Genomic DNA, 26465 nt, shown 5'->3' with positions numbered 1-26465 from the left:
TCGCTTGTAAAACGCGTTGATTCAAATAAAAACGAAAAAGCTCGAGTTTGACTCGAGCTTTTGTTTTTCTATTAGGAAGAAATCGTTAGTTATGCGTCAAGGATGCTTTCTAGCACATCGAATAACATATCGACTTCTTCTATTGTGTTGTAATGCATACAACCAATTCGCACTACACCACCCGATTCTTCTAAACCAAGTTGACGAACTAAGCCCAACGCATAAAAGTGACCATTCCATACACAAATGTTATGTTCACCCAGTGTTTTCGCGATGAACTCTGGAGAATATCGGTCAAACGTTAGCGCAAAAGTTGGCGTGCGGAGTTGGCTATCTTCCTTTACGATACCGAATAGATTGACACCATCTAATGCATTCAAACGCTGTAAGAAACGCTCACTCAAGCGCTGCTCATGTTGTTCATACAGTTGGTAGCTTTGCTCCAATCGTTGGCGAAGAGGTAAACCGACTTCACCAAATTGAGCCAGATACTCAACCGCAGAAACGACACCAGCAAGACCTTCAAAACTTTGCGTTCCTGTTTCAAATCGACCTGGGCCTATATTAGTGGCAGGCTCGACTTTGTAAGGGCGAATACTGTGGAGCCACTGATCGGCTATGTAAGCAATACCAACGTGCGGTCCGAAAAACTTGTAAGCTGAGCAAGCTAAAAAGTCACAACCTAACGCTTGAACATCAACCAAATGATGAGGCGCATAATGGACGGCATCCACATAAACTTGTGCCCCAACATTGTGCGCCATGCTGACTACTTGCAGTACATCCACAATAGAGCCCGTCGTGTTCGATGCATAAGTCACAGCGACAAGGCGCGTTTTATCAGAAAGAAGGCGGCTTAAATGCTCCATATCCAGCGTACAATCTTCTTCGTTGATACGAACTTGATGAACCGTAACGCCTTTATCTTCTGCCGCTTGCTGCCAGCTGGATACATTTGAATAGTGATCCAAAGCGGAAACAATGATCTCATCTCCTGCTTGCCAATCTCGACTAATCGCGCGACTAAGCTGAAAGGTTAGCGAGGTCATATTGGCACCGAAGACAATATTGCCAGATGAAGGTGCATTAAGTAGAGCCTGAGCCGACTCACGCGCATTTTGCATTACGTCAACGGTCACTTGGCTAGAAAAATAATGCCCGCCTAAGTTAGCGTTGAAACGACCTAAATACCCTACCATGCTGTCTAGTACTGATTGAGGCACTTGTGAGCCACCTGGACCATCAAAAAACGTCACGGGCTTGTCGTTGTGGTATTGAGCCAACGCCGGAAATTGCTCTCTGATCTGATTAAGATTGAAGTTCATTACGCTTATCCGTAGCCGTGAGTACAAATACATCCATATGGCCCGCTTCGTCATCAATAACAGAGCGGATTGGGCACGCGTTATGCCACAGCTTGCTATCAGCCAAGATTGCGACCTCTCCGGTTTCTAGCACTTTACGGAAAAATGGGGCTTGGTTATGGCTGCTGTACAGCATGATGTCGCCACCGATGATGTTATGGCGTCCCACACCAACCATTGCAATGTGATCAAAACCGTCTTGGTGCACACCTTCAGGTGCTACTTGGGTTTCTTCTTCCAGTGCCCTGATACGGATTTGGTGAATTTCTATTTCTTGACCGTTTGGCAGATGATTCGCATTGACAAACAATTCACACATTTCTCGAAAGCCATCGCTGGTAAGAATATCCTTCTCAATTGGCTCGAATTGTCTTACAACATCACCTTGAAATCGGTTGATATCAGAGGATTGAACAAAGCTATTTTTATTTAAGTCGATGACTTTGCCGTTATCAAAACCAACCACAGAATAACGTCGTAGTCGATACTGACCATCTGCATGTTCGGTACGAGGCAGTTCTTCAAACGATGGGGAAAGCTGCTCAATTGCTGCCATGCTGAGCTGTGTTAAATGTAGAGTATTCTCACGTGAATGTAACATCATTTGCTCCTTTAATGAGGCACATTAATTAACATTTAATTTACACACTAGGTTACGCAAATATTCTGCAATTACCAGCTTTTAACGTTGATAGCTTCAACAAAACGACGAAAACAACATAACAAACCAAACCAAACCACAAAAACAGAGCCATGTTTCAGTTTTACGCTTTGACAATATTTGAAACTAGACTTCTCTACTACGAATAGAATTTTATGCTAGAAGTCAACGTTCTCAATCAATATTTAGTGGGTTCTAATCTATAACCAATTATTCGACCACAATCGTTGTTTATGCTTTTAAAGCACTAAGAATTTCCATACAATCGAGGGAAATGTTACGCCCTTTTTGGAGCCATAATGAGCGACGTAAAACACTGTAAATTATTAATTCTTGGTTCTGGTCCTGCAGGATACACAGCTGCCGTCTACGCAGCGCGTGCAAACTTAAACCCTGTGCTTGTGACGGGAATGCAACAAGGTGGTCAGCTAACCACCACAACTGAAGTTGAAAACTGGCCAGGCGATGCTGAGGGACTGACAGGTCCAGCATTGATGGATCGCATGAAAGAACACGCCGAGCGTTTTGAAACTGAAATCGTATTTGATCACATCAATGAAGTAGAGCTATCACAACGCCCATTTCGTTTAAAAGGCGACTCAGGTGAGTACACTTGTGATGCCTTAATCATATCTACCGGCGCATCAGCAAAATACCTTGGCCTTGAGTCTGAAGAAGCATTTAAAGGTCGCGGCGTTTCTGCTTGTGCAACCTGTGACGGTTTCTTCTACCGTAATCAGAAAGTTGCAGTTGTGGGCGGTGGTAACACGGCTGTTGAAGAAGCGCTATACCTATCTAACATTGCGTCAGAAGTTCACCTGATCCACCGCCGCGATTCATTCCGCGCAGAGAAGATCCTTGTGAAACGTCTGATGGATAAAGTTGAAAGCGGTAATATCGTTCTTCATACCGATCGCACTCTCGATGAAGTACTGGGTGACGATATGGGCGTAACGGGCGTCCGCATTAAAGACGTGAACAGCGGTGCGACAGAAGATATCGATGTAATGGGTGCATTCATCGCAATTGGTCACCAGCCAAACACACAAATCTTTGAAGGCCAAGTAGACATGAAAGATGGCTACATCATCGTTCAATCAGGTCTTGAAGGCAACGCAACACAAACTAGTATCGAAGGTGTATTTGCAGCTGGCGACGTAATGGACCACAACTACCGTCAAGCGATCACCTCTGCAGGTACAGGTTGTATGGCTGCATTAGATGCTGAACGTTTCTTAGACTCACTTGGTGACAAATAACTTTTCACATTTGTGTCATATCCTTAAAGCCCAGCGGTATTCCCGCTGGGTTTTCTTTTGTATACTACCGCCTCATTAAAACAATTATCATTAAGCCTTCACGATGGATAAGAAAAAGCAAAGCAGCTTGAATAAGTGGCTGAAGCAACAAAGTAAGTTAGCCAAGCGCTGGCTTATGATTGCGATAGGCCTAGGCGTACTTTCAAGCGTGTTTTTATTGGCTCAAGCAGCCCTGCTCGCCTCCATTCTGCACCAGTTAATCATTGACCAAGTCGACAAAGCCGACCTCATTTGGCATTTTGTTGGGCTCGGTGGCACGGTTATCGGTCGAGCTGCTTGTACCTGGGGTCGAGAGCTTGCCGGTTACCGTTGCGGGGAGCAAATTCGAGTTTATATTCGCCAACTCATTTTAGATAAAGTTCATAAACTTGGGCCAGCTTACATCAAAGGCAAACCTGCTGGCAGTTGGGCAACGCTCATCTTAGAGCAGGTAGAAGATATGCAAGATTTCTTCTCACGCTACTTGCCTCAAATGTCATTATCGGTACTAGTGCCTTTCATCATTTTGGTTGTCGTATTCCCAGTAAACTGGGCAGCAGGCTTGATCTTCCTGGTCACTGCACCACTAGTGCCTATTTTCATGGCACTGGTTGGGATGAAAGCCGCAGAAGCAAACCGTAAAAACTTTAAAGCAATGCAGCGTTTGTCGGGTCACTTTTATGACCGCTTGCAAGCAATGACGACCATTCGCTTATTCGATAGAACAAAATCTGAAACTGAAACTCTTAAGGGTGCTTCAGAAGTCTTTCGTACTCGTACCATGGACGTTCTGAAAATCGCGTTTCTGTCTTCTGCGGTGTTAGAGTTTTTCACTTCTATTTCTATCGCAATTACCGCTGTCTACTTTGGCTTTAGTTATATCGGGGAGCTGGACTTCGGCTACTACGGCACGGGTGTTACGCTCTTTGCTGGTTTGTTCATTCTGATTCTTGCGCCAGAGTTTTATCAGCCATTACGTGATTTGGGCACGTTCTATCATGCGAAACAGCAAGCGGTTGGCGCAGCAGAAAGCATTGTCGAATTTCTGGATTTGGAAGTCGATCAAATCAAAGATGGTACCCAAGCGTTAGATAAAAACAGCCCTATCCATATTGAAGCGGACCAGTTAACCATTTTTAGTCCGGAAGGTAAGCAGCTCGCAGGTCCCCTATCCTTCTCTCTTGAAGCCAACAAAAGTACGGCTTTAGTTGGACCAAGTGGCGCAGGTAAAACAAGCTTGGTAAACACCATCCTCGGTTTCATGCCTTATCAAGGTAGCTTGAAGATTAATGGTTGTGAATTGTCGCAACTGGATCTAGCCACATGGCGAGAGGCAGTAAGCTGGATTGGTCAAAACCCGATGCTATTACACGGTAGCATTCGAGATAACATCACACTAGGTAAGCACAATATTCAGGATGCAGACGTACATTCTGTGTTGAATGACTCTCACGCTGCTGAATTTGTTGAAATGCATGGGTTGGATTATCCGATATCTGATCGTTCTGGTGGTTTATCTGTCGGCCAAGCGCAGCGTTTAGCACTGGCTCGCGCCATGCTACAAAATGGTCGTTTTTGGTTATTAGATGAACCAACCGCAAGCTTAGATGCTCGCAGTGAAAAACTCGTGATGAAAGGCATTAACAAGTATGCGCATGCCACAACGAATTTGATGATTACTCACCAACTTGCGCCTTTACAAAACGTATCGCAAATTCTTGTTATGCAGGACGGCCAGATTGTTCAACGTGGTGATTACGCCACACTGTCGACAGAATATGGCTTATTTAAAGACATGTTGGAAGCGAACCTCGCACAACGTGAAACAGACAAGGGGAACTTAGATGCGTGATTTACTCCCTTATCTAAAACTCTATAAGAAACACTGGTTTGGTCTTTCGCTAGGTATGCTACTGGCATTTCTGACCTTAGCGGCATCTATTGGCTTATTAACGCTATCAGGTTGGTTTATTTCAGCCGCAGCGGTGGCAGGCTTGACGGTTGCTCGTGAGACCTTCAACTACATGTTACCAGGTGCCGGGGTACGCGGCGCTGCAATGACTCGAACCGCAGGTCGATGGGGAGAACGTGTCGTTAGCCACAATGCAACGTTCAAGCTGCTTACCGATCTACGTATCTTCTTCTTTAAGAAACTTGCACCACTGATTCCGGGTCGTGTTTCTACGATGCGTGATGCCGATCTGCTCAACCGCCTAGTAGCGGACGTAGATGCGATGGATCACGTTTACCTTCGACTTATCAGCCCTGTCGTGATTGGTGTTTTTGGCATATTGAGTTTAACGGCTGTCCTGGCGTTCTTTGATTGGCATCTCGCGCTGCTGCTTGGCTCGATTCTTACCGTCATGTTGTTTGTATGGCCAGTGTTGTTCTATAAACTTGGTAAAAGTAATGGCGAGAATCTCACTCATCATAAAGCGCAATTGCGAGTGGCGACACTGGACTGGCTTCAAGGCTACAGTGAACTGAGTATCTTTGGAGCAGAAGAACGTTATCGTAATCTCATTCTAGAGAAGCAGAAGCAGTTGCTGTCTAACCAATTTGTGAACGCGAATTTAACGGGCATGGCTTCAGGCCTGCTTATGCTGGTGAACGGCCTTACACTGGTTGTGATGCTTTGGTTTGCTGCAGACGGCGTAGGTGGTCGTGCTCCTGATCCTTGGATTGCGCTGTTTGCGTTTGCAACCATGGCGAGCTTTGAGATTCTGATGCCTATCGCGGGCGCATTCCAGTATCTCGGTCAAACGTTGACCTCTGCTCGTCGTTTAAATGAAGTAATTTTGGCTGAACCTGACGTTGTCTTCCCTGAGCTGTCGAAACATAAAGACACAACGTTAGACATTGAATTCGACAACATAGATTTTACTTACCCTGACGGTCAGCAAAAGGTGCTGAAAGACTTGTCACTCTCACTACCGTTGGGCACTAAAACTGCAATTGTAGGTCAAACAGGTTCAGGTAAATCAACACTGATTCAGCTTCTTTGTCGCTACTGGGATGTAAACCAAGGTGAAGTTCGAATCGGTGGTACAAAACTGCAAGATTGGAGCGAGTCGGACCTGCGAGCAGCAATGACAGTGGTCAGTCAACGCGTAGATGTACTAAACGGGACACTACGTGACAACTTACTCATGGCCGCTCCGGACGCAAGTGATGAGCAACTGTCTACTATTTTACAAAAAGTCGAGCTTGGCGGACTTCTTGAAGAGCCGGGTTTAGACGCTTGGTTAGGCGACGGCGGTCGTCAGTTATCTGGTGGTGAGAAACGCCGAATCGGTATTGCTCGAGCATTGCTACGTGATGCCCCAATCCTACTCTTAGATGAGCCGACTGAAGGCCTCGATAAGCGTACGGAACAAAAAGTGATGGCGCTTTTCAATGAACACTTTGCTAATAAGACAGTAGTATTCATTACACACCGACTGATAGAGTTAGAAAGTATGGATAGCATCTGTTTGATGGAACAAGGTGAGATCATCGAACAAGGCGACCATCCAACGCTACTCGCTCAAAAAGGTCGTTACTACCAGCTATTACAATCTCTATAATTCGATTTTCAGTGACGAGAAGGGCTCATCAAACGATGAGCCCTTTTGTTATTCCTGTATTATTAGTTACCTAATTAAGCACGTATACAGTGCTGATTTACCGACCAGATTTTTTGAGATAAGCCGCCATTTCATCTTTCGGAACCATGCCCCCACCAGTTGCCCAAACAAGATGTGTTGCGTTTTTGAGTTTTTCTTCGTCAAATTTCATTTGAGACTGATAAGCATGGTTATTCGAGACGTGCACTGCCCCAATCATACCGGCTAATGCAGAAGGCTCTAGATTAATACCTTCCAGTTCACTTAACTCACCCAAGTGGTGATACATACGAGCGTCATCAATGGTGTAAAAACCATCAAGTAGCCTTTCCATCGCTCTTCCGACAAATCCCGAGGCACGCCCGACTGCCAAGCCATCAGCGGCGGTGATGTTATCGATACCCAAATCTTGTACCGAAATATCGTCATGCAAGCCTGTATGTACGCCCAACAGCATGCACGGGGAGTGCGTTGGCTCCGCGAAAATACAATGGACATGCTCGCCAAACGCTACCTTCAAGCCAAATGCCACCCCACCAGGCCCGCCGCCAACACCACAAGGAAGATAAACAAACAATGGATGATGCTCATCAACCACGATTCCCAAGTCATCAAACTGCTGCTTAAGACGCTCACCCGCAACAGAGTAACCTAGAAACAGCGTCCGTGAGTTTTCATCATCGATAAAGAAACAGTTGGGATCTTTTTCTGCCTCTTTACGACCTTGCTCGACAGCAATACCATAATCTTCTTGGTGCTCTACGACATTAACACCATGTGACCGGAGCTTATTTTTCTTCCATTCCCGCGCATCCGCAGACATGTGGACTGAAACTGAAAAACCCAGCTTCGCACTCATGATACCAATGGACATACCAAGATTGCCGGTTGAGCCAACTGCAATACTGTACTGCTTAAAAAACTGCCGAAACTCATTGCTGAACAATTTGCTGTAATCATCGCTTTCACAGAGCAAGCCGGCTTCAAACGCCAACTTTTCTGCATGAGTGAGCACTTCATAAATACCACCTCTCGCTTTGATCGAACCAGAAATTGGCAAATGACTGTCTTTTTTGAGCATTAAATGGCCCAATATTGGTGTGTCGTATTGCTGCTCCAAACGCACTTTCATATTGGGAATATCCACCACTGCGGACTCAATAACGCCACGCGACGTTTCCGTTTCGGGAAACGCTTTCATCAAATAAGGCGCAAATCGTGCTAGCCGTTCACTCGCCGCTTGAATATCTTTTTCATCTAACCCGACATGAGGTAAGCCTTCCTCCAAGGAAGTGATATGGGGGTTAAACCAACAAACCTCTTCAAGATCAATAAGTGCTGCCAAGAGTGGGAACTGCTTAGTCAGCGCTTCAATATTTGCCTTGGTCATTTTACCTTCCTGGAATGATGTGAGTTGAGATAAACAAAAGCGCCGCAATAGCGACGCTTTGGAGAACAAATATCAGTTATCAGTTTGAGCTTACGCGTAGTTTTTCTCAAACTCTTGCATGAAGTCTACTAACGCTTGAACGCCTTCAAGCGGCATTGCGTTATAAATGGATGCTCGCATACCACCAACTGCTCGGTGACCTTTTAGCGCTTTCAGCCCTTTAGAGTCTGCTAACTCAAGGAAGGTTGCATCCAGTTCAGGCTTAGCAAGTTGAAATGGAACGTTCATCAAAGAACGGTTCGCTGAGTGCACGCCATTACGGTAGAAATCAGACTGATCGATGTAATCATACAGTAGCGCGGCTTTAGCGCGGTTCACTTGCTCAATCGCTTTTACTCCGCCCTGTGCCTTCAGCCATTTGAAAACAAGACCAGACAGGTACCATGCAAAGGTTGGTGGCGTGTTGAACATTGATTCTTTTTCTGCCAAAACAGTGTAATCCAAGATACTTGGTAGAACCTGCTTCGCCATACCTAATAAATCATCGCGCACGATAGCAATAGCAATGCCGGAAGGACCAATATTTTTCTGAGCGCCCGCGTAAATCACACCGTATTTAGACACATCGATTTCACGAGAAAGAATTGTCGAAGACATGTCAGCAACAATCGGTTTGTCGGTGATAGGAAGATCGTTAATCTCAATACCATCAATGGTCTCATTTGGACAGAAGTGAACGTAAGCCGCTTCTGGAGCAATTTTCCATTCACTTACAGGTAGAACCGCGACTTTCCCGTTGATTTCTGTTTTTGCATCAAACACGTCTGGTTCGCAGTATTTTTTCGCTTCAGCTACCGCGCTTTCAGCCCAATAACCACCATTGATGTAAGTTGCCGTATCGGCATCACCAAGTAAGTTTAGAGGAACAGCAGCAAACTGAGCACGAGCACCACCTTGGCAGAACAGCACTTTATAGTTGTCCGGAATATTCAGAAGGTCACGTAAATCCTGCTCGGCTTCTTCTGCAACTTTGATGAACTCTTTGCTTCGGTGACTGATTTCCATGACCGAAGTGCCAAGACCTTGCCAATCGATTAGTTCCTGTTGTGCTTGCTGCATAACTGCTTTAGGCAGACCTGCTGGCCCTGCACTGAAGTTAAATACGTTGTCCGTATTTTGTTCCATGATGCTCATTGCTCCTGCTATGTAAATATTACGAAATTAATATCACGTTTTCGCAGTGATAAAAACAAGAAAAGAGGTCTTACGACCTCTTTTTAAAGACTAAGCGTTGAATTGGAACAAATTCGCAACAACACGAATTACTGTTGTTGCATCAAAGCAGGCATAAGTAGAGCCACCAATGGGAACTCATGCCCATTTTCGAACTTCAATTTGCCTTCACCAATTTCTGCTTTTAATTGATAACCGCCCTCTACTTTTTCGATCAACTCCATAATAAGGAGCTCATCAATCCCTTCTTGAATAAATGGGTAATGCGTTACTAATTCATCAGAGAAGTAAGTGCTAAGTTCACCAGTAGTGGCCGTCACCAACTTCATTGGATCTTGAGTAATATGCTCAGTACCTTCAGGGATGGATAGTTGCCACTCGTTGTGGAACTTGCCGTCACCGAACGCGAGTGAAAGCTCGTTCACGGATAAATCAAAACCTTTGCTAAACAGCGTATCGACATGCGGCAATAAATTCGCAATTTCCTGCTCATCTAGCATAGGAGAGCCTTGATAGATAGACATAATTTGATCAAAAGACTGGCTATCCACATCTGCAATTGAGAAATCCAACTTAAAGTTATCGACATCCGTCCCATCAGTTAAACGTAGTTTCTTAGCATCTAGGTTTAATTGACTGTTCAGCTTATCACCAGACTCACTCATCGTAGTGTTACCACGGTAGCTCGCATTTTCAATCAAAAAGACAGGCGTCAAGTTCGCATCAACCACATCCAGCTTCTCTAGAGAGAAAGATTGCTCGCCTAACCAGTAGCCTTTTGCTTGCTTTCCTTTACCTTGCCCTGTCAATGCATTCAGATGAAGCTCTTCACCGTTTTCAAAATCCACTTGAACAGAAGGAACGGAAACTTGGTAATTGAGATCACCCAATACCGTCACATCACCTGTTACTTTTGCAGGGCTTGTAGAAACAGAAACACCTTGCGCTTCGTTACGATAATGCCAACTGTCTAGGTCGAGGATAAATGCTGTATTGCCATTTAGTTGAGTCTGGCTATGCATCGTGAGAGGCAAAAAGTCATTGTCCACCAATTTTGAATCAGCTGTTAGGCTTGTTAGACCGTGGCTAACATCACTGGTTACGTCAAACGTCGTTGGCATACCATCACGCTCTAGCTGAGTTTTAAGCTCAGGATCAACAACTGAATAACGAGTCAGCACGACTGAAGACAAGTAGCCACGCTGATACTCGACCACTTCACCTTTAATCATTTCATCATTCATATTGGTAATACCATCTTCAATGATGGACTGACCAATTTGTCCGACAGCCAATGGCCAACACAGTGCTAATGAGATAGCACCACCAATGGCGCCGATTTTTTTAAGATTTTGCATAACGTCACTTATTAGATATTTTCGGTCAGTCTACCCCAAACCACCTGCGGAGAAAACATTGAGACAAATCAGACTATTGATGCTTATTCTAGTCCATTAATCAGGAATCATACTTGGCTCCCACTCATCATGTCCTTTTATTGTTAAAGTTTGCGTGGCGAAGTTTTAACCGGAGCTAAAACATCTGTGAATCGTTATGCTGTGTTGTGTCTCGACAACAACCCAATCAGTGCTGAACAGTTTCGATTGGAGCTGTCTGCCTTCTCAAGTAAGTTTGATATATTTTCTGTCGAATCGATAGAAGAGGCTCAAAGCGCTTTAGAGTATCTAGAAGAAAGAGAACAGACTGTTGCTTTAGTTATAGCGAGCCATCACGCTCATTTTAACGGCGTGGATTTTCTTATTGGTTTAGACCGGATGCCACATACCGAGCAAGCAAGAAAAATTCTTATTAGCTGCTCGTCTGATATAGAAGCAATTCTCACTGCCGTTAATGAGGGCAGGCTCGACCACTGCCTCACTAAACCTTTGCCAGATCACGTCTTATTTAACACAGTGCAAAAAGAGCTGACCCAATTTATCTTGCGAAATGGCAAAGAAGACCTGCTAAGTTACAGTCAGATATTGGATCATCACAGCTTGTTGCGAGCGCACATCAATAACCAGATGAGCCATTATCAAGCCGGATTCTTACACGACTACCACTCGATGTCTGATGCCGAGTTAGCCGAGCAAGTGATCTCCGCTCTCCAGCAATTTTTCAAAGATAATGACGAAACAAGAGCGTGCCGTACATACTCACCTGAACATTTGTTAACCGTGGAAGGCAAGCCAAATAGCTTTTTGTGGTTTATCACCGAAGGTGAAGTGGCTCTGTACAAGCGCGATGAGCAAGGCATGCAGCGAGAGGTTGTACGCCATAACAAAGGGAATATTGTCGGAGGCATGTCGTTTGTTACTGGGGAATGTTCTTTCTCGACAGCTCTAACACTAACCAAAACAGAAGTTATCAAACTCGATCGCAACGTATTCAATAAAGTGATGCAAAGCGACTCAAACTTACTGCCTCTTTTTACAAACTTGCTCTTACGCCACTTCAACCGCCGATTGCAAAGAAGCATCAACACCAAACTGCAACTTCAAAAAACGCTCGAATCTTTAGAATCAGCCCACCAGCAGCTCATTGAAAGAGAAAAAATGGCGATGCTTGGTCAATTGGTTGCGGGAGTGGCCCACGAACTAAACAATCCAGTAGCCGCGATATTAAGAGGCGTAGAGAATTTAACGCATACACTAGAACGATTACTTAACGATGCGCCCAGTTCCGATATACAAACCAAAGGCATTGAATTACTGAACAAAGCGCAAACCTCAAAACCCGCTTCAACCGCCGAGCTCAGATCACGCGTAAAAGCGCTTAGCCATACTCTTCCAGACCGAGCGTTGGCAAAGAAAGTGGTGAGCCTTGGTTTAGAATCCGATCACGAGCTACTTACCCAACTAACGAGAAAGCAGCAAACGTCTTATCATGCTCTCAATACACTAGAGCAATACCACAAAGCAGGTTCTACACTTCGCTCAATTAATGTCTGTGCAGCACGAATTGCTGATATGGTAAAAAGCCTGAAAGGATATGCTCGGTCAGATGATGAGACCCTGCACTATGCCGATATTCATGAGGGCATTGAAGACACCTTGGTGATTTTCGAGAACAAATTAAAAATGCACCAAGTTTCAACCGACTATGCAAACTTGCCTTCCATCCTTTGTCAACCGATCGCACTCCAACAGGTGTGGACGAACTTGGTCTCTAACGCCATTGACGCATTTCCAGAGAAAGGTGTGTTAAACATACAAACACGCCTTGTAGAAAAAGAGCACACACATTATGCCGTTATCTCATTTGAAGATAATGGATGTGGCATTCCTGAATCGCAAAGAGACGCCATTTTCGAGCTGAACTTCACCACAAAAAAAGAAGGTAATTTTGGCTTAGGCATCGGGCTGTCCATCTGCCAGCAAATCGTAACAGCACACAGAGGGTGGATTGACGTCGAATCAGAGATCGGCCAGTTCACACGAATGACCGTCTGGTTACCAGTCATCGAAGAAGGAGATGAAACATGACCAAGTATCTAATTTTATGTGTCGATGACGAACGAGAAGTCTTGGATAGCGTGCTCCAAGATCTTGCTCCCTTCGAGGAGAACTTTGTCGTCGAAGGAGCGGAATCGGTGACTGAAGCTCGGCAAGTGATTGAGGAGATGGCGGAAGAAGAAGTTCAGCTTGCGCTCATTTTATGTGACCACATTATGCCGGAACAAACTGGGATCAGCTTCTTAATCGAACTCAGTCAAAATGGTGACACAAAAGCAGCGCGCAAAGTTTTACTCACAGGACAAGCTGGTTTGGAAGACACCGTAGAAGCCGTAAATAACGCGAGTCTCGATTATTACATTGCCAAACCTTGGAAAGGTGAAGCATTGAGAAAAGCAATCGTGTCTCAGCTTACCGCGTTTGTGATTGAGAATGATGATAACCTGCTATCCTGGACTCAAATCCTTGATTCTGAGGCAATCCTCAACGCCATGGCAGAAAGAAGAGCAAGCTTTGGCGAGTAATAAAGTGTTTGGTTCTAACTTGAACTCAACGATGCTCATTGCACCACCTAACCTCGCATAGTCGAATGAGGTTAGAAAAACATCGTTACTTGTCCGAGTGAAATTCTCGGACACTACGTATATGGCGTAGTTTTTGCTTAAACCAAGGAACTATTAAGTTAATTGACAAAACATCGACACATTTTTGTTGGTCGTGGACCTTCCTTTTTATTATGATGTCGGACAAATCAGATTACGGTTCAAGTGGTTGCTTGAATCCATGGAAATAATGAACAAGGTTTATCGTTAGTTATGCGTAAAACACTATTAGCCGCTGCCTTACTAGTGGCATCAAGCCATGCCCTAGCTGCAAACGATCGCAATGCGCCAGCAACTATGAGCAACTTTAGCTACGACTATTTCGAAGCACGTATTGGCGCAAGTCCTGTGACATTTGGTGCTGGATTCAGCAAATCAATTCACCCGAACGCGCATGTTATTGCTCGTATTGACTCTGAGTTTGAAAGTGATTTTGACTCAGCTGCAGGCTTTGGCTTCCATTCTCCGCTAAACAACTGGGCAGATCTTACTGGTGAAATGCTAATGCGCGTTGTGCAACCTTCGAATGAGAGCAGCACAGATGTTGGTATGGAGCTTAACTTAGGTGTTCGCCAATGGTTGGGCCCTCAATTAGAAGTAGGCGGCAAAGTCGGCTACGTTTCTATCGATAACGATGACGATTGGACTGGCTCTGCCTACGCTCGATTCCACTCAACAGAGCTTTTCTCTTTGGGTGCTGAAGCACGTATCAACGATTTTTACGGTGATCAGGTAATGTTCACTACGCGTTTTAAGTTTTAAGATTTGTGCTATAAGAAAAGAGCAAATTAAAAAAACAAAAACCGAGGTCTCTGCCTCGGTTTTTTTGTCTAATTTAATGACTAACTCAATGAAGTGGTAAAAAACTTCAACGTCCTTTTTCCGCTTTTCACACTTGCCTTTACGACCCGCTAACTCCATCGAAACGAGTCAATCATTGTGCGATCAGCTTCGCTTAGTCACACAGTGCCAATAACTGTTTTTTACGCGGCTCTTGGATCAGTTTCCAATGTACGCCATCAGTTGCACCAGCAAATTTCCACAGTAGCTTTACATCAACATCATTACCGTAAGCCGTTTTAACTTTGTTGAAGACTTTTACAGGTCCAAGTTCTAAAAAGGTTTCTACGTCATCAACACCGGCTTTCTTGACCATACGTTCAAGGGTTAGTTGCATGTTGGGTAAGTCTCTTAAGCGTCTACTGGCAGAGGACTTTTGATATTTCCGTTCCTTAATTGAGTATTCAATTGATTTCTGTACCAGTTCATCAAGCCCTACATATCCGGATTCGAATAAATCGGTTACATCATAATAATTTACGGTTGCCGTCGTCTGTTTTTTGACGTGCTTATACTTCTCACAGCTCAGTTGAGTAAACACTTCATCTAGCCCATTACCACCACGTAAGTAGCAGCAATCATTGCTGACAAGCGCAAACATAGCATCATCGGTGAATAAACCAATACCACCGAACATAGAACGTTTTTGGTACTCACTGAAGGTGCGTACATATTTAAAAAAAGCTTGGTCTGTCATGTCCATTGACCTCTTTAATCTGAATAAATTACCCCGATTAGCGATGTCACCAGATAAACAGCAGCTTATAGCGAATTATAAATGTCGATTTGTTGGCGATATTTTTGTGAGTTGTGCTCACCAACTTGCTTAATCATACTTAACGTTGAAAAATAAGTTAGGACATAGGTCACATATAAAAAAGTATAAATTCTGCATACGTGATTAGTTTCACACTTATTGTTTGTGTGGTGATATTTTTTTGACGCATAGCATGCCTAAAACACGCCATCATTATGATCTCGCTGGCAATTACGGGCACATAATACGCATTTAATTGATAAAGAATACGCTGTAAGGGTACACTGTACGAAAGATCTCAAGTACAGCGTCACAATGGAACATTTATCATTTTTTTGGCTGCCAAATAATAAAGATAAGCTTATAAACGCACTGGAATCCGAGTTTGCTCAGCTGGTAGAACAGTCCATCGCCACGGGTAAGATTTCGTTACCTCCTATTCCTGATGTCGTGCTTAAAATTCAGCAGTTATGTGTCGAAGAACACACCACGATTGCCGATGTTGCTAACTGTTTATTGGAAGATCCCGGATTAGCAGCGGTCGTTTTACGAGTCGCTAACTCTGTGATTTTCAATCGCAGAAATATCACCTGCAACGACTTAACTACAGCGGTATCTCGTCTCGGAATACTTCGTGTACGTGATATTGTTACCGCACAAGCGATTGAGCAACTTAAACACTCAGTTAATCTCACTAAAGAATGCAATGCCATCTTGGTGAAGAGTGCCGCGATATCGCGTGAGCTCGGTGCCGTCATGGTGATGTTGGTTCAATCGTTTCGTAGCCACGAGCCAGGCACTTATGGCCATCTAGAGCAAGAAAAGGCGTTATTGGTCGGTCTATTAGCCGATATTGGGTTATTTTGCCTAATTAATGAGTACCACTTGTACTTAGATAGGGGCAATTACTTAGACCCAGATATTGCATTGCAAATCTTCCAAACACGTTGTTCTGCCACAAGTAAACTAGTGCTTGAGCGTTGGGGATTTGACAACGACTTCAGAGAAGTATCCTCAAACGAAAAATACGAATTAACGCGACCAGAAGTGAGTTATCTCGACATCGCTAGAATTGCGCATCATTTATTGATGTTTCGCAATCACGATGAACGCATTGACGAACACGAAGTTGAATTCAACTTAACTGGTGCAGAAGTCTTGTATGAACTTAGTAACATGAGTGATACTGACTTCAATGATCAAATCCGTGCTGTACTCAATGCTAGCGGTTTGTAATTTATCGCTTTCTGATAATACCTTATCCGTGATAAAACGATTCGCTCAAGGCTGAGCTGTGTGTGGTGAAATATCTCTAATTTCAACCGATAGATAATTTGATTTATGCGTGTTGATGTTATCTCAAAAAGGAATCATTGAGCTTTATGTTTTCAGGGATGCTATTTATTTTCGCTCCGCTTGTGGTGGGGTATCTAATTCCTATATCTCGATCTTCGTTATTGGAGAAGATCAATCAGTCAACGTCCTACCTTATTTACGTCATTTTGTCGTTGATGGGTCTTAGTTTGGCGGCGCTCGATAATTTAAGCAGCAACTTACAAAGTATTCTCCTCTATGCGAGTACGTTTTTTTTGTGTCTAAGTGCCTGCAACCTGTTGGCTCTGCCTATTATTGATAAAATTATTCCACTCCAGACCAATCAGAATCAAAAGAAGCTACCGTTATCTTCGATGGCTTTAGAGTCTGTTAAGCTTATTGTGGTCGTTGGCGGAGGGTTAGTGGTTGGCCTGCTGTTACCCATTGATTTGAGTTGGGTAGATACAGCAAGCGAATGGATACTCTTTCTACTTCTATTTTTTATTGGTATTCAGCTGCGCAATAGTGGACTTACTCTGCGTCAAATCCTATTAAATAAACAAGGAATGGCCATTGCGGCTGTTGTCATCGCAACATGTATGCTTGGTGGCGTTCTTGCAGCGGTGCTTTTGGATCTTCCTCTTTATCAAGCACTCGCAATGGCTTCAGGTTTTGGCTGGTATTCACTCGCAGGTATTTTAATGGGTGACGCTTTTGGTCCGGTATTTGGTGGCGCGTCGTTCTTGATTGAATTGATGAGAGAGTTAGTCGCACTGGTTGCCATTCCTCTCTTTATTCGTAGCTATCCGTGCACCGCAATTGGTTATGCCGGTGCAACAGCAATGGACTTCACCCTACCCGTTATTCAAACTACCGGTGGTGTGCGTTGTGTTCCTGTTGCTATCGTTAGCGGCTTTATTTTGAGTTTATTGGTACCAGTTATGATGCTTTTCTTTGTATCACTTGCTAGCTAGATCTCAGGTTTTCGCTTTAACATCCATTACAATACGGCAAAAATTTAAATACCCAGTTAACGTCAAAGTGGTCAATATTTTTTGGCAAGACCCCTCTTTCTTTTCGTCATTCAGCCCAACGATTTGTCACGACCAAATAGAAAGAAGGGAGAAACATCAACTGATGTGCATTGCGTTAATAAAGGGATAACAACCAGAAGGAAGAAGAATGAAACGCTTTGTCGTTGCAGCGCTCCTCGCTACAAGCTCAACTTTTACGCTTGCCGCAGATCAACAATGTCTTGCTAGCAAATACGATGGCTACGTCGATGCCTCACTACAGTGGTATCAAGATCTTGTTGATTTGACGGTTACCCAATATCCAGATCTGAAAGAAGTTAGTCAATGGTTCTTGGATGGACGTAAACATCACTTTGAATTAAACCGCGAAGCGGTTCACTACTTTCTAGAGAACGACCCTAGCCGCGTTGCGACGGAACAGCCAATCGAAGCATGGTTAAAACTAGAGCAACATGACGTTAAGCAGTTAGCGACCCGAAGCGATAAGTTAGGTGAAGTTGCAAAACAGACATTTAGCGACCGTCAATCAACTAACCACCCAAAAAACTACGAGCTTCGTTCAGCATTCGCTGATCTGCTTAGTCATCCCCAACAAATTGATACCGCACTTAATAAGTACAATCAGTCAATAGAAAAGATTGAAAAGCAGAAATGTGACTAAGATTGCTCGCATTAGTAGTTGATTCGCATTCGATAACATCAGAGTGTTTTAACGTACTCAATCTAGAATTTTTTAATGTGAATATCGTAACCTTCACCTAAAATTTTCATTTCTACAACTTGGGTTTCAACAATTAAAACGGGACTTTGCGCCCGTTTTAGTTTAGATTGTGCCGCTCGCATTACCAAAATAACTACAAAGATTCTTTGCTATGGTTAAGGAACAAAAAACCGCTGATGTTAGCTTTGAGAGCTTGCTAAAGATCTTCACTGTCCCAGAAGGTCCGGACTCAACGTTAACTAAAATTGACGAGAGCCTCTCGCGAAATCTAAATCAATTTCTTCGTGAACACATCGTGGCAGAAGAAAAGCCTTTACGCGAAATCGAAAAAGACTTTTCTTCTGCTCAGATTCCTGAGCAGCCAGAGTTCGTGTCAGATCATACAGAGCACTTACTCGACACTTTGGTGTCGCACTCAGTTCACACATCTTCACCAAGCTTCATTGGTCATATGACATCGGCACTGCCTTATTTCTTGATGCCACTGTCAAAGATCATGATCGCCTTAAACCAAAACCTGGTAAAAATAGAGACTTCCAAAGCCTTTACGCCACTTGAGCGTCAAGTTTTGGGTATGCTGCATCGCTTGATATATGGTCAGAATGATACGTTTTACAATCAGTGGATGCACAGTGCAAACCACTCATTAGGCGCATTTTGTTCCGGCGGCACCATTGCCAATATCACTGCGCTTTGGGTAGCACGTAACAAAGCGTTAAGAGCCAATGGCTCATTTAAAGGTGTGGAAAAGGAAGGCCTTTTTAAAGCCATGAAGCACTATGGCTATGATGGCTTAGCGGTGCTAGTGTCTGAGCGTGGTCACTACTCCCTTAAGAAAGCAGCCGATGTATTAGGGCTAGGCCAAGAGGGCTTGGTTGCGGTTAAAACCGATGCCAACAACCGTATTATTGTCAACGACCTGAAAGCGAAAATTGTTGAGCTCGAAAAACAAAATATCAAGCCTATTGCTGTTATTGGTGTGGCAGGCACAACAGAGACAGGTAATGTTGATCCATTGCCTGAAATCGCTGAAGTCTGCCAAGCTCACGGCTGTCACTTCCATGTAGATGCCGCATGGGGTGGCGCAACACTTATGTCGAACCATCACCGTCACCTTCTTAAAGGTGTGGAAATGGCAGACTCAGTAACTATTGATGCGCACAAGCAGCTCTACATCCCGATGGGCGCTGGTATGGTTCTGTTCAAAGACCCTGACGCAATGAAATCCATAGAACATCACGCTCAATATATATTGCGCAAAGGTTCAAAAGACCTAGGCAGCCATACATTAGAAGGTTCACGTTCGGGTATGGCGATGTTGGTCTACGCCGCAATGCACATCATAAGTCGCCCAGGTTATGAGCTTCTTATTGACCAAAGCATTGAAAAAGCTCGCTACTTTGCGGATTTAATCAAACAGCAAGATGATTTCGAATTAGTTTCTGAACCAGAGCTTTGTCTGCTCACATACCGTTATTTGCCGCCATTCATCCGTGAAGCATTAGCACAAGCAGAAGGCTCACAAAAAGAACAACTGAATGAGCTGATCAATGAGTTAACACAGTTTATTCAAAAGCGTCAGCGCGAAACGGGCAAATCGTTCGTTTCACGTACAAGACTGAACCCAGACCAATGGCAACGCATGAATACGATAGTGTTTAGAGTGGTTTTGGCAAATCCACTGACCACAAAAGAAATTTTGAGCTCAGTGCTTGATGAACAACGCGAAATCGCCAAGCAAGCACCAAATTTGATGAAAAGGATTCAACAGCTGGTTGTTGATATTCAATCGTCTTAACAGCCAGATCGAGTTACATCAATTTGAAATTTTTTTTCGTTTTGATGTAACTCAAACATCATTATCGTGCGACTAGCGCAACAAAACTTCGTTTACACATCCAATTCTGTAGTTTTTACAACATTTTGTTTGAGGCCTGTCAAATTCTCACTAAATAGTACCCGTTATTGGTTTAGACTGATTGAAGATCAGGTTTATACTGATTCTATGGCGCTGGTTGTTTTCGTTAACGCCCCACTCTACTCCGGAATCTTCGTGTTTCCTTTCGTTAGCAGAGCCAGCGAGTTGTTCTCTATACCCTCGTGAACACTATGAATACATTAGAAAAAATTCAAAAAAACCTGGAGAATTTCAGTAAGTCAGAGCGCAAAGTTGCGGAAGTAATTATGGCGTCTCCACAAACTGCAATTCATTCAAGCATTGCAACGCTGGCTAAAATGGCTGACGTTAGTGAGCCCACTGTAAACCGCTTCTGTCGTCGTCTGGACACCAAGGGCTTTCCAGATTTTAAGCTTCACTTGGCACAGAGCCTAGCAAACGGCACCCCTTACGTTAACCGTAATGTGGAAGAAGACGATGGCCCAGACGCGTACACCCATAAGATTTTCGAATCGACGATGGCGTGTTTAGATGTCGCGAAAAATAGCCTAGATCCAATGCAAGTCAACCGTGCGGTCGATTTGCTAACGCAAGCGAAGCGCATTTCATTCTTTGGCCTTGGTGCATCATCTTCTGTTGCCCGAGACGCACAAAACAAGTTTATTCGCTTTAATATTCCAATTACTTGTTTTGAAGATATTGTTATGCAGCGCATGAGTTGTATCAACTGCAGTGATAATGATGTTGTGGTTCTTATTTCTCATACCGGTCGAACAAAGAGTCAGGTAGAAATAGCGAACCTTGCTCGTGAAAATGGCGCAACGGTTATTGCGATTACAGCGAAGGATTCTCCTCTAGAAAAGGCAAGCTCGCTGGCCATCACGCTCGATATTCCAGAAGATACCGACGTTTACATGCCAATGGCAAGCCGGGTTGTACAAATGACAGTGATTGATGTGCTAGCAACTGGCTTCACTCTTCGCCGTGGTACAGGTTTCCGTGAGAACCTAAAACGCGTAAAAGATGCGTTGAAAGACAGTCGCTATGACAAACTAAGCCAGTACTAAGCACTAAAGCTTAGTCAATACTTTATCTAGGGGAGCTCAAGGCTCCCCTTTTGTTTTAATGCTGCTAAGGGAGCAATCACCCTAAGTCGTTGACACTCGATAAGTCCGTTCTTGATTCCAGTACTTCAACAGAACTGACATGTTGTGCACTCTCTGCTACACACTCTCCACTACAATCACAGACTTGCTGCAATATGTGTATCAAACGTTCCTGATTAAGAGGTAAAGGATTCCCTTTGATTGCCATTGATTTAAGCGCATCATTCGCCACTTGCTCAAAAGAGGTTTGGCATACTCCAAATTGAGCCAGTAGCGGTAACGCTAACTTATCTAGCACCATATTTACCCAAAGAATTCCATCGTGTTCGTTAGCATTTACTCGCTCAGTGACTAATTGGGCCAGCTTACGATAACGACTTATCACATCATTCCTACCCGCGAGTTTAGCAGCGTTAATGTTCTCCTGCATCACGTGCGGAGCTAGGCGAGCCGTAATAACGCTATGGGGGGCGTCTAACTTGCCTCCTAACGCCGATGCTAACCCATGAGCAGCACCTAATTTGGCATTAGTAATCGCCATACCACCAAGCAATGCAGCGAACGATAAATCAGAGCGCGCCTTATGATTATCTTGCTTACAAGCGGCAATCACTGAACGGCTTAAACGGCGTAGCCCCTCTTCGCAGACCATATCAGTAAGAGGGTTTGGCTCACCACACACATACGCTTCCATTAAATGAGTGAACGCATCCATTGCGCCACGTCCAGATGTGTATTGGTCGGTCCCGTAAGTAAGTGTCGGGTCTACAATGGCAACGTCTGCGAGCATATCAGGGCTTCGAAGACTCACTTTCACTTTATCTTGTCCAGATTTCAGCACAGCATTTCTGGTCACTTCTGAACCGGTGCTTGCTGTCGTAGGAATTGCAATAAAATGAAGAGGCTTTGCTTTTAAAGGGACGCTTCTTCCTACCACTTCTACGTAATCGTAAACATTGCCTTGATTGGGAATAATGGCAGCTAAGGCTTTGCCCATATCGATGACGCTGCCACCACCTATCGCAACCACCATATCAGGTTGGAATTTTCTACCGAGCACTGCGGTCTCTTCTACCATCGTGATGTATGGTTCACCAACGATAGCTACGTGCTGGTAACGCATATTTTGAGCTTTAAGATATTGGATAATGGGGGCGGCTCGTTGGGTATCCTGCCCAGTAACCAGCAAAACACTGTAGCCAAATTGGTTAATAACGGACAATGAAGATTGAAGTGCACCTTCACCAAATATAATCCTTGTTGCAGTCATAAACTGAAACATACACACCCTCCCAAAAGAATATACCCAAATAACCTCTCGCCCTCTGATTTAACACTTATGTAAGAGTTGAAGTTATTTGCGTATAGCCAAAATAGATTGCTATTTTTTTAAACAAAAAAAATTGACCAATTCCACCTTGCCATCATTAACCCTTTAGAATGTATGTTTTTTATGCGTCACTTCACATACTTCAGAGCCGTAAAATAAGCACGCGCGTTTAGTTTTTATTCGATAGATTTCACCTATAGAACCAAGAGGTAATTGCCGCTTTATTTCCGTATCTGGATCGGGCATAGTTACTCCAACAAAAGAAAGCGCACTCAGCCGCTATGTTTTGTACGCTTTCAAAAAAGAATAGATTTAGGAGAAATAAGATTATGTTCGTTGTTATCTTTGGTCGCCCTGCATGTCCTTTCTGTGTTCGTGCAAAAGAGCACGCAGAAACGCTAAAAGCAAAACGTGATGACTTCAACTACCGTTACGTTGATATTCACGCTGAGGGTATTTCTAAAGCAGATCTTGAGAAAACAGTTGGTAAACCAGTTGAAACCGTTCCTCAGATCTTTATCGACCAAGAGCACATCGGTGGCTGCGACGAATTCGAAGCATACGCGAAAGAGCACCTAGGTCTATTTGACGAGTAATAAAGACTGTTTTCAAAAAAGCCGCTTCATGCGGCTTTTTTATTATTTTTCAGCTGGTTATTACGTTAAGTCAACTAATGGTAAAACCTAAAAAAATTCACTTATCTTTTTGCTATATTTAGTTACAATTCACAGTTCTTAATCTTTTTTGGCACACACTCTACCGAGCCACACAGTGAACATAGACGTCGTATACCTTCTTGAGCAAAACCCTATCCTTCTAATCTTCGTCGTATTAGCCATTGGCCTTGCCATCGGAAAAATTCGATTTGGCAAATTACAATTAGGCAACTCTATTGGCGTTCTTATTACCTCTTTGGTAATGGGCCACCTTGGTTTCTCATTTAATGCAGAAGCTTTAACCATTGGCTTTATGCTGTTTATCTACTGCGTTGGCATTGAAGCTGGACCAAACTTTTTTGGTATATTCTTCAGAGATGGTAAGCATTATTTTATTTTAAGCATGACTGTTCTCGTGTCTGCGGTCAGCTTAACGTATGGTTTGAGTCACTATTTCGGCCTCGATTTTGGCTTATCCGCCGGTATGATGGCAGGCGCATTGACCGCAACGCCAGTACTGGTTGGTGCACAAGATGCTCTTAACTCTGGCCTTGCGACTATACCGCGGAATATGGAATTTTCTCTGGTATTAGAAAATCTATCCGTAGGCTACGCGATGGCTTATCTGGTCGGCTTAATTAGCATGATCATGTTTGCTAAATTGTTGCCAAAACTGCAAAAACAAAACCTTTCTGATTCCGCGCAGCAAATCGCACAAGAGCGTGGCCTTGGAAATTCAAGCCAGAGAAAAGTGTATTTACCCATTATTCGAGCTTACCGAGTGGGCCCAGAGCTAATTGACTGGACTGATGGTAAAAACTTACGAGAACTGGGTATTTATCGTCAAACTGGCTGTTACATTGAACGAATCCGCCGAAATGGTATTCTCGCCCACCCAGATGGTGATGCTATCTTGCAAGAGGGAGATGAAATTGCACTGGTTGGCTTCCCTGACAGCCATGCTCGCTTAGACCCTAGCTTCCGTAATGGTAAAGAAGTATTCGACCGTAACTTGCTTGATTTACGCATCGTTGAAGAAGAAATCGTCGTAAAAAGTGACGCAATCGCTGGTAAGCGTTTATCGGATTTGAATTTGTCTGAGTTTGGCTGTTTCTTAAACCGCGTAGTTCGCGCTCAGATTGAAATGCCTATGGACTTAGACATTGTGCTCGCTAAAGGGGACGTCCTTCAAGTGAGCGGCGAGAAAAGCCGAGTACATGGACTGGCGGAAAAAATCGGTTTCATCTCGATCCACAGTCAAATGGCCGATTTGCTCGCTTTTTGTAGCTTCTTTATTTTGGGTATTCTGTTTGGCCTCATCACAATGACGTTCGGTCAGGTGTCTTTCAGTTTGGGTAATGCGGTGGGTCTTCTGTTGTCCGGTATTACGCTTGGTTTCTTACGAGCAAATCACCCTACTTTCGGTTATGTCCCACAAGGGGCGCTGAATATGGTCAAAGATCTAGGGTTAATGTTCTTTATGGTCGGAATTGGTCTAAGTGCAGGTGGAAAGATGTTCGAGCACCTAACGCAAGTAGGACCAAAAGTCATTGGTTTGGCATTTATTGTCAGTGTTGTGCCTGTAGTTCTGGCTTACTTAGTTGGCGCACACGTACTCAAGATGAACCGTGCCCTGCTCTTCGGTGCCATTATTGGCGCCCGTACTTGCGCTCCGGCTATGGATGTCGTTAACGACTACGCTAAGTCCACCATCCCAGCCCTTGGTTATGCGGGTACCTATGCGATTGCGAATATTTTAATGACGCTAGCTGGTACGATTCTGATAATACTAAGTTAATACTCACTTTGACTATGAAATACAAAAAGGCGCTCAATGAGCGCCTTTTGTTTATTGGTTATCTAGTCTGTGATTCGATTAGATTTGAATGAAGTCTGCTTCAACTGCTGGATTCACATCCGCTTCGTAATCTACGCCTTCAACGCCGAAACCAAATAGTTTCAAGAACTCTTCTTTGTACTCAACGTAGTCAGTCAGCTCTTTTAGGTTCTCAGTCGTAATTTGAGGCCATAGCTCACGACAGTGCTGCTGAATGTCGTCACGAAGTTCCCAGTCATCCAGACGTAGGCGGTTCATCTCATCAACTTCTGCCGCGCTACCGTCTTCTTTGTATAGACGTTGGCTGAACATACGGTAGATTTGTTCCATACAACCTTCGTGTACACCTTCTTCGCGCATTTTCTTGAATACCATTGCGATGTACAGTGGCATAACAGGAATTGCAGAACTCGCCTGAGTTACAACAGATTTAAGTACCGCAACATTGGCACTACCACCTGTTACTGCTAACTTGTCGTTTAGCGCTTTCGCTGCACGGTCTAGGTCCATTTTTGCTTTACCTAGTGCACCATCCCAATAAATTGGCCAAGTTAGCTCAGTACCAATGTAGCTATACGCGACGGTCTTACAACCTTCAGCAAGAACACCAGCATCAGACAACGCATTGATCCAAAGTTCCCAATCTTCACCGCCCATTACAGTGACAGTGTCTTTGATTTCTTCTTCTGTTGCAGGCTCAACGCTAGCTTCGATGATCACATCTTTGTTGGTATCAACAGCCGTTGATGTGTAAGTTTCACCGATAGGTTTAAGAGATGAACGAACTAATTCACCAGTTTCTGGCATTTTACGTACTGGAGATGCCAGTGAGTAAACCACCATATCGATTTGACCTAAGTCTTCTTTGATGAGCTCGATAGTTTTCTGTTTCGCTTCATTTGAGAAAGCGTCGCCGTTTAAGCTTTTTGCGTACAGACCTTCTTCACGCGCTAGCTTTTCAAAAGCAGCGGCATTGTAAAAACCTGCTGTACCTGGTTTCTTCTCAGTACCTTCTTTTTCGAAGAAAACACCGATAGTTGATGCACCGCCACCAAATGCCGCAGCGATACGAGAAGATAGACCGTAGCCACTTGATGCACCAACAACAAGAACACGCTTAGGTGCGTTTTTGATTGGACCTTGCGCTTTGGTGTACGCAATTTGTTCTTTTACGTTAGCTTCACAACCAACAGGGTGCGTTGTAGTACAGATAAATCCACGAATTCTAGGTTTGATGATCATATTCAACTTCCTTTAAAAAACCTTGTTAGGATAAAAGTTTCGTTGGGATTTCGCATCTAATTTCTGTAAAAATGCTCTTAAAAGGCAAGTGGTTGGAGCACTATCCCACCATCCACTCCCCAA

Annotated in this window: 21 protein-coding genes; 13 read left to right on the top strand and 8 right to left on the bottom strand. The window is 43.9% G+C overall.

The window, feature by feature from the left end:
- Positions 1-89: 89 nt before the first annotated feature.
- Together R7Z50_RS05030 and R7Z50_RS05025 are read right to left on the bottom strand one after the other, a co-directional pair.
- Positions 90-1325: a cysteine desulfurase-like protein gene (locus R7Z50_RS05030; protein WP_064368082.1), complete on the bottom strand. Its 1236-nt coding sequence runs from the start codon at positions 1323-1325 to the stop codon at positions 90-92.
- Complete coding sequence (locus R7Z50_RS05025; protein WP_005377989.1) at positions 1309-1965, bottom strand: 2OG-Fe dioxygenase family protein; 657 nt, start codon at positions 1963-1965, stop codon at positions 1309-1311. The genes R7Z50_RS05030 and R7Z50_RS05025 overlap by 17 nt, the downstream gene beginning before the upstream one ends.
- Positions 1966-2324: 359 nt before the next feature.
- Here R7Z50_RS05025 and trxB point away from each other — a divergent pair, with 359 nt between their 5' ends.
- The 3 genes from trxB (at position 2325) to cydC (ending at position 6889) form a co-directional block, all read left to right on the top strand.
- On the top strand, positions 2325-3284 hold the full coding sequence (trxB, locus tag R7Z50_RS05020) for a thioredoxin-disulfide reductase (RefSeq protein WP_005377991.1): 960 nt from the start codon (positions 2325-2327) through the stop codon (positions 3282-3284).
- A 103-nt stretch (positions 3285-3387) separates the two neighbouring features.
- Positions 3388-5175 (top strand): heme ABC transporter permease/ATP-binding protein CydD, encoded by a 1788-nt coding sequence (gene cydD, locus R7Z50_RS05015; RefSeq protein WP_064368080.1) that lies wholly within the window; start codon positions 3388-3390, stop codon positions 5173-5175.
- Positions 5168-6889 carry a heme ABC transporter ATP-binding protein/permease CydC gene (gene cydC / locus R7Z50_RS05010; RefSeq protein ID WP_262659315.1) on the top strand — a complete coding sequence of 574 codons (1722 nt, stop codon included), beginning with the start codon at positions 5168-5170 and terminating at the stop codon, positions 6887-6889. Before cydD ends, cydC begins: the two co-directional genes overlap by 8 nt.
- Before the next feature lie 97 nt (positions 6890-6986).
- On the opposite strand, the gene R7Z50_RS05005 is transcribed toward cydC, so the two are convergent.
- From R7Z50_RS05005 to R7Z50_RS04995, 3 genes are all read right to left on the bottom strand, one after another.
- Complete coding sequence (locus tag R7Z50_RS05005) at positions 6987-8318, bottom strand: D-serine ammonia-lyase (RefSeq protein ID WP_064368077.1); 1332 nt, start codon at positions 8316-8318, stop codon at positions 6987-6989.
- 90 nt (positions 8319-8408) lie between these two features.
- Positions 8409-9503 carry a 3-phosphoserine/phosphohydroxythreonine transaminase gene (serC, locus tag R7Z50_RS05000; RefSeq protein WP_064368076.1) on the bottom strand — a complete coding sequence of 365 codons (1095 nt, stop codon included), beginning with the start codon at positions 9501-9503 and terminating at the stop codon, positions 8409-8411.
- Positions 9504-9640: 137 nt separating this feature from the next.
- Positions 9641-10909, bottom strand: coding sequence for a DUF945 family protein (locus R7Z50_RS04995; RefSeq protein ID WP_064368075.1), 1269 nt, complete (start codon positions 10907-10909; stop codon positions 9641-9643).
- Between the two features lie 186 nt (positions 10910-11095).
- On the opposite strand from R7Z50_RS04995, the gene R7Z50_RS04990 reads away from it, so the two are divergent.
- From R7Z50_RS04990 to R7Z50_RS04980, 3 genes are all read left to right on the top strand, one after another.
- Positions 11096-13036, top strand: a complete 1941-nt coding sequence (locus R7Z50_RS04990) for an ATP-binding protein (RefSeq protein WP_064369085.1) — start codon at positions 11096-11098, stop codon at positions 13034-13036.
- On the top strand, positions 13033-13530 hold the full coding sequence (locus tag R7Z50_RS04985) for a response regulator (RefSeq protein ID WP_005378005.1): 498 nt from the start codon (positions 13033-13035) through the stop codon (positions 13528-13530). The genes R7Z50_RS04990 and R7Z50_RS04985 overlap by 4 nt, the downstream gene beginning before the upstream one ends.
- Before the next feature lie 291 nt (positions 13531-13821).
- Positions 13822-14370 (top strand): hypothetical protein, encoded by a 549-nt coding sequence (locus R7Z50_RS04980; protein ID WP_005378006.1) that lies wholly within the window; start codon positions 13822-13824, stop codon positions 14368-14370.
- Between the two features lie 193 nt (positions 14371-14563).
- On the opposite strand, the gene R7Z50_RS04975 is transcribed toward R7Z50_RS04980, so the two are convergent.
- Entirely contained in the window at positions 14564-15151 is a 588-nt protein-coding gene (locus tag R7Z50_RS04975) for a TfoX/Sxy family DNA transformation protein (RefSeq protein WP_005378007.1), read from the bottom strand.
- Positions 15152-15520: 369 nt separating this feature from the next.
- On the opposite strand from R7Z50_RS04975, the gene R7Z50_RS04970 reads away from it, so the two are divergent.
- The 5 genes from R7Z50_RS04970 to R7Z50_RS04950 all read left to right on the top strand — a co-directional run bounded on the left by R7Z50_RS04970 (position 15521) and on the right by R7Z50_RS04950 (position 21238).
- Positions 15521-16441 carry an HDOD domain-containing protein gene (locus R7Z50_RS04970; RefSeq protein WP_005378009.1) on the top strand — a complete coding sequence of 307 codons (921 nt, stop codon included), beginning with the start codon at positions 15521-15523 and terminating at the stop codon, positions 16439-16441.
- Between the two features lie 146 nt (positions 16442-16587).
- Complete coding sequence (locus R7Z50_RS04965) at positions 16588-17493, top strand: lysine exporter LysO family protein (protein WP_005378011.1); 906 nt, start codon at positions 16588-16590, stop codon at positions 17491-17493.
- A 208-nt stretch (positions 17494-17701) separates the two neighbouring features.
- Positions 17702-18214, top strand: coding sequence for a hypothetical protein (locus R7Z50_RS04960; RefSeq protein ID WP_017634875.1), 513 nt, complete (start codon positions 17702-17704; stop codon positions 18212-18214).
- Positions 18215-18425: 211 nt separating this feature from the next.
- Positions 18426-20072: a pyridoxal-dependent aspartate 1-decarboxylase PanP gene (gene panP, locus R7Z50_RS04955; RefSeq protein WP_005378019.1), complete on the top strand. Its 1647-nt coding sequence runs from the start codon at positions 18426-18428 to the stop codon at positions 20070-20072.
- A gap of 311 nt (positions 20073-20383) precedes the next feature.
- Positions 20384-21238: a MurR/RpiR family transcriptional regulator gene (locus R7Z50_RS04950; RefSeq protein WP_005378021.1), complete on the top strand. Its 855-nt coding sequence runs from the start codon at positions 20384-20386 to the stop codon at positions 21236-21238.
- A gap of 76 nt (positions 21239-21314) precedes the next feature.
- On the opposite strand, the gene R7Z50_RS04945 is transcribed toward R7Z50_RS04950, so the two are convergent.
- Positions 21315-22559 (bottom strand): iron-containing alcohol dehydrogenase, encoded by a 1245-nt coding sequence (locus R7Z50_RS04945; RefSeq protein WP_054576427.1) that lies wholly within the window; start codon positions 22557-22559, stop codon positions 21315-21317.
- A gap of 377 nt (positions 22560-22936) precedes the next feature.
- On the opposite strand from R7Z50_RS04945, the gene R7Z50_RS04940 reads away from it, so the two are divergent.
- Together R7Z50_RS04940 and R7Z50_RS04935 are read left to right on the top strand one after the other, a co-directional pair.
- The gene (locus tag R7Z50_RS04940) at positions 22937-23203 is read left to right on the top strand and encodes a GrxA family glutaredoxin (RefSeq protein ID WP_005378026.1); all 267 of its coding nucleotides are present in this window, start codon (positions 22937-22939) and stop codon (positions 23201-23203) included.
- Positions 23204-23378: 175 nt separating this feature from the next.
- Positions 23379-25061 carry an aspartate:alanine antiporter gene (locus tag R7Z50_RS04935; protein ID WP_005378028.1) on the top strand — a complete coding sequence of 561 codons (1683 nt, stop codon included), beginning with the start codon at positions 23379-23381 and terminating at the stop codon, positions 25059-25061.
- Between the two features lie 78 nt (positions 25062-25139).
- Here the strand turns inward: R7Z50_RS04935 and fabV are convergent, their stop codons facing one another.
- The gene (fabV, locus tag R7Z50_RS04930) at positions 25140-26342 is read right to left on the bottom strand and encodes an enoyl-ACP reductase FabV (RefSeq protein ID WP_005378029.1); all 1203 of its coding nucleotides are present in this window, start codon (positions 26340-26342) and stop codon (positions 25140-25142) included.
- Between the last annotated feature and the right edge of the window lie 123 nt (positions 26343-26465).

Source organism: Vibrio sp. 1249-1 (genome assembly GCF_033340495.1).
The sequence above is the reverse complement of the archived record's forward strand: the minus strand, read 5'-3'. Positions and strand labels throughout refer to the sequence as shown.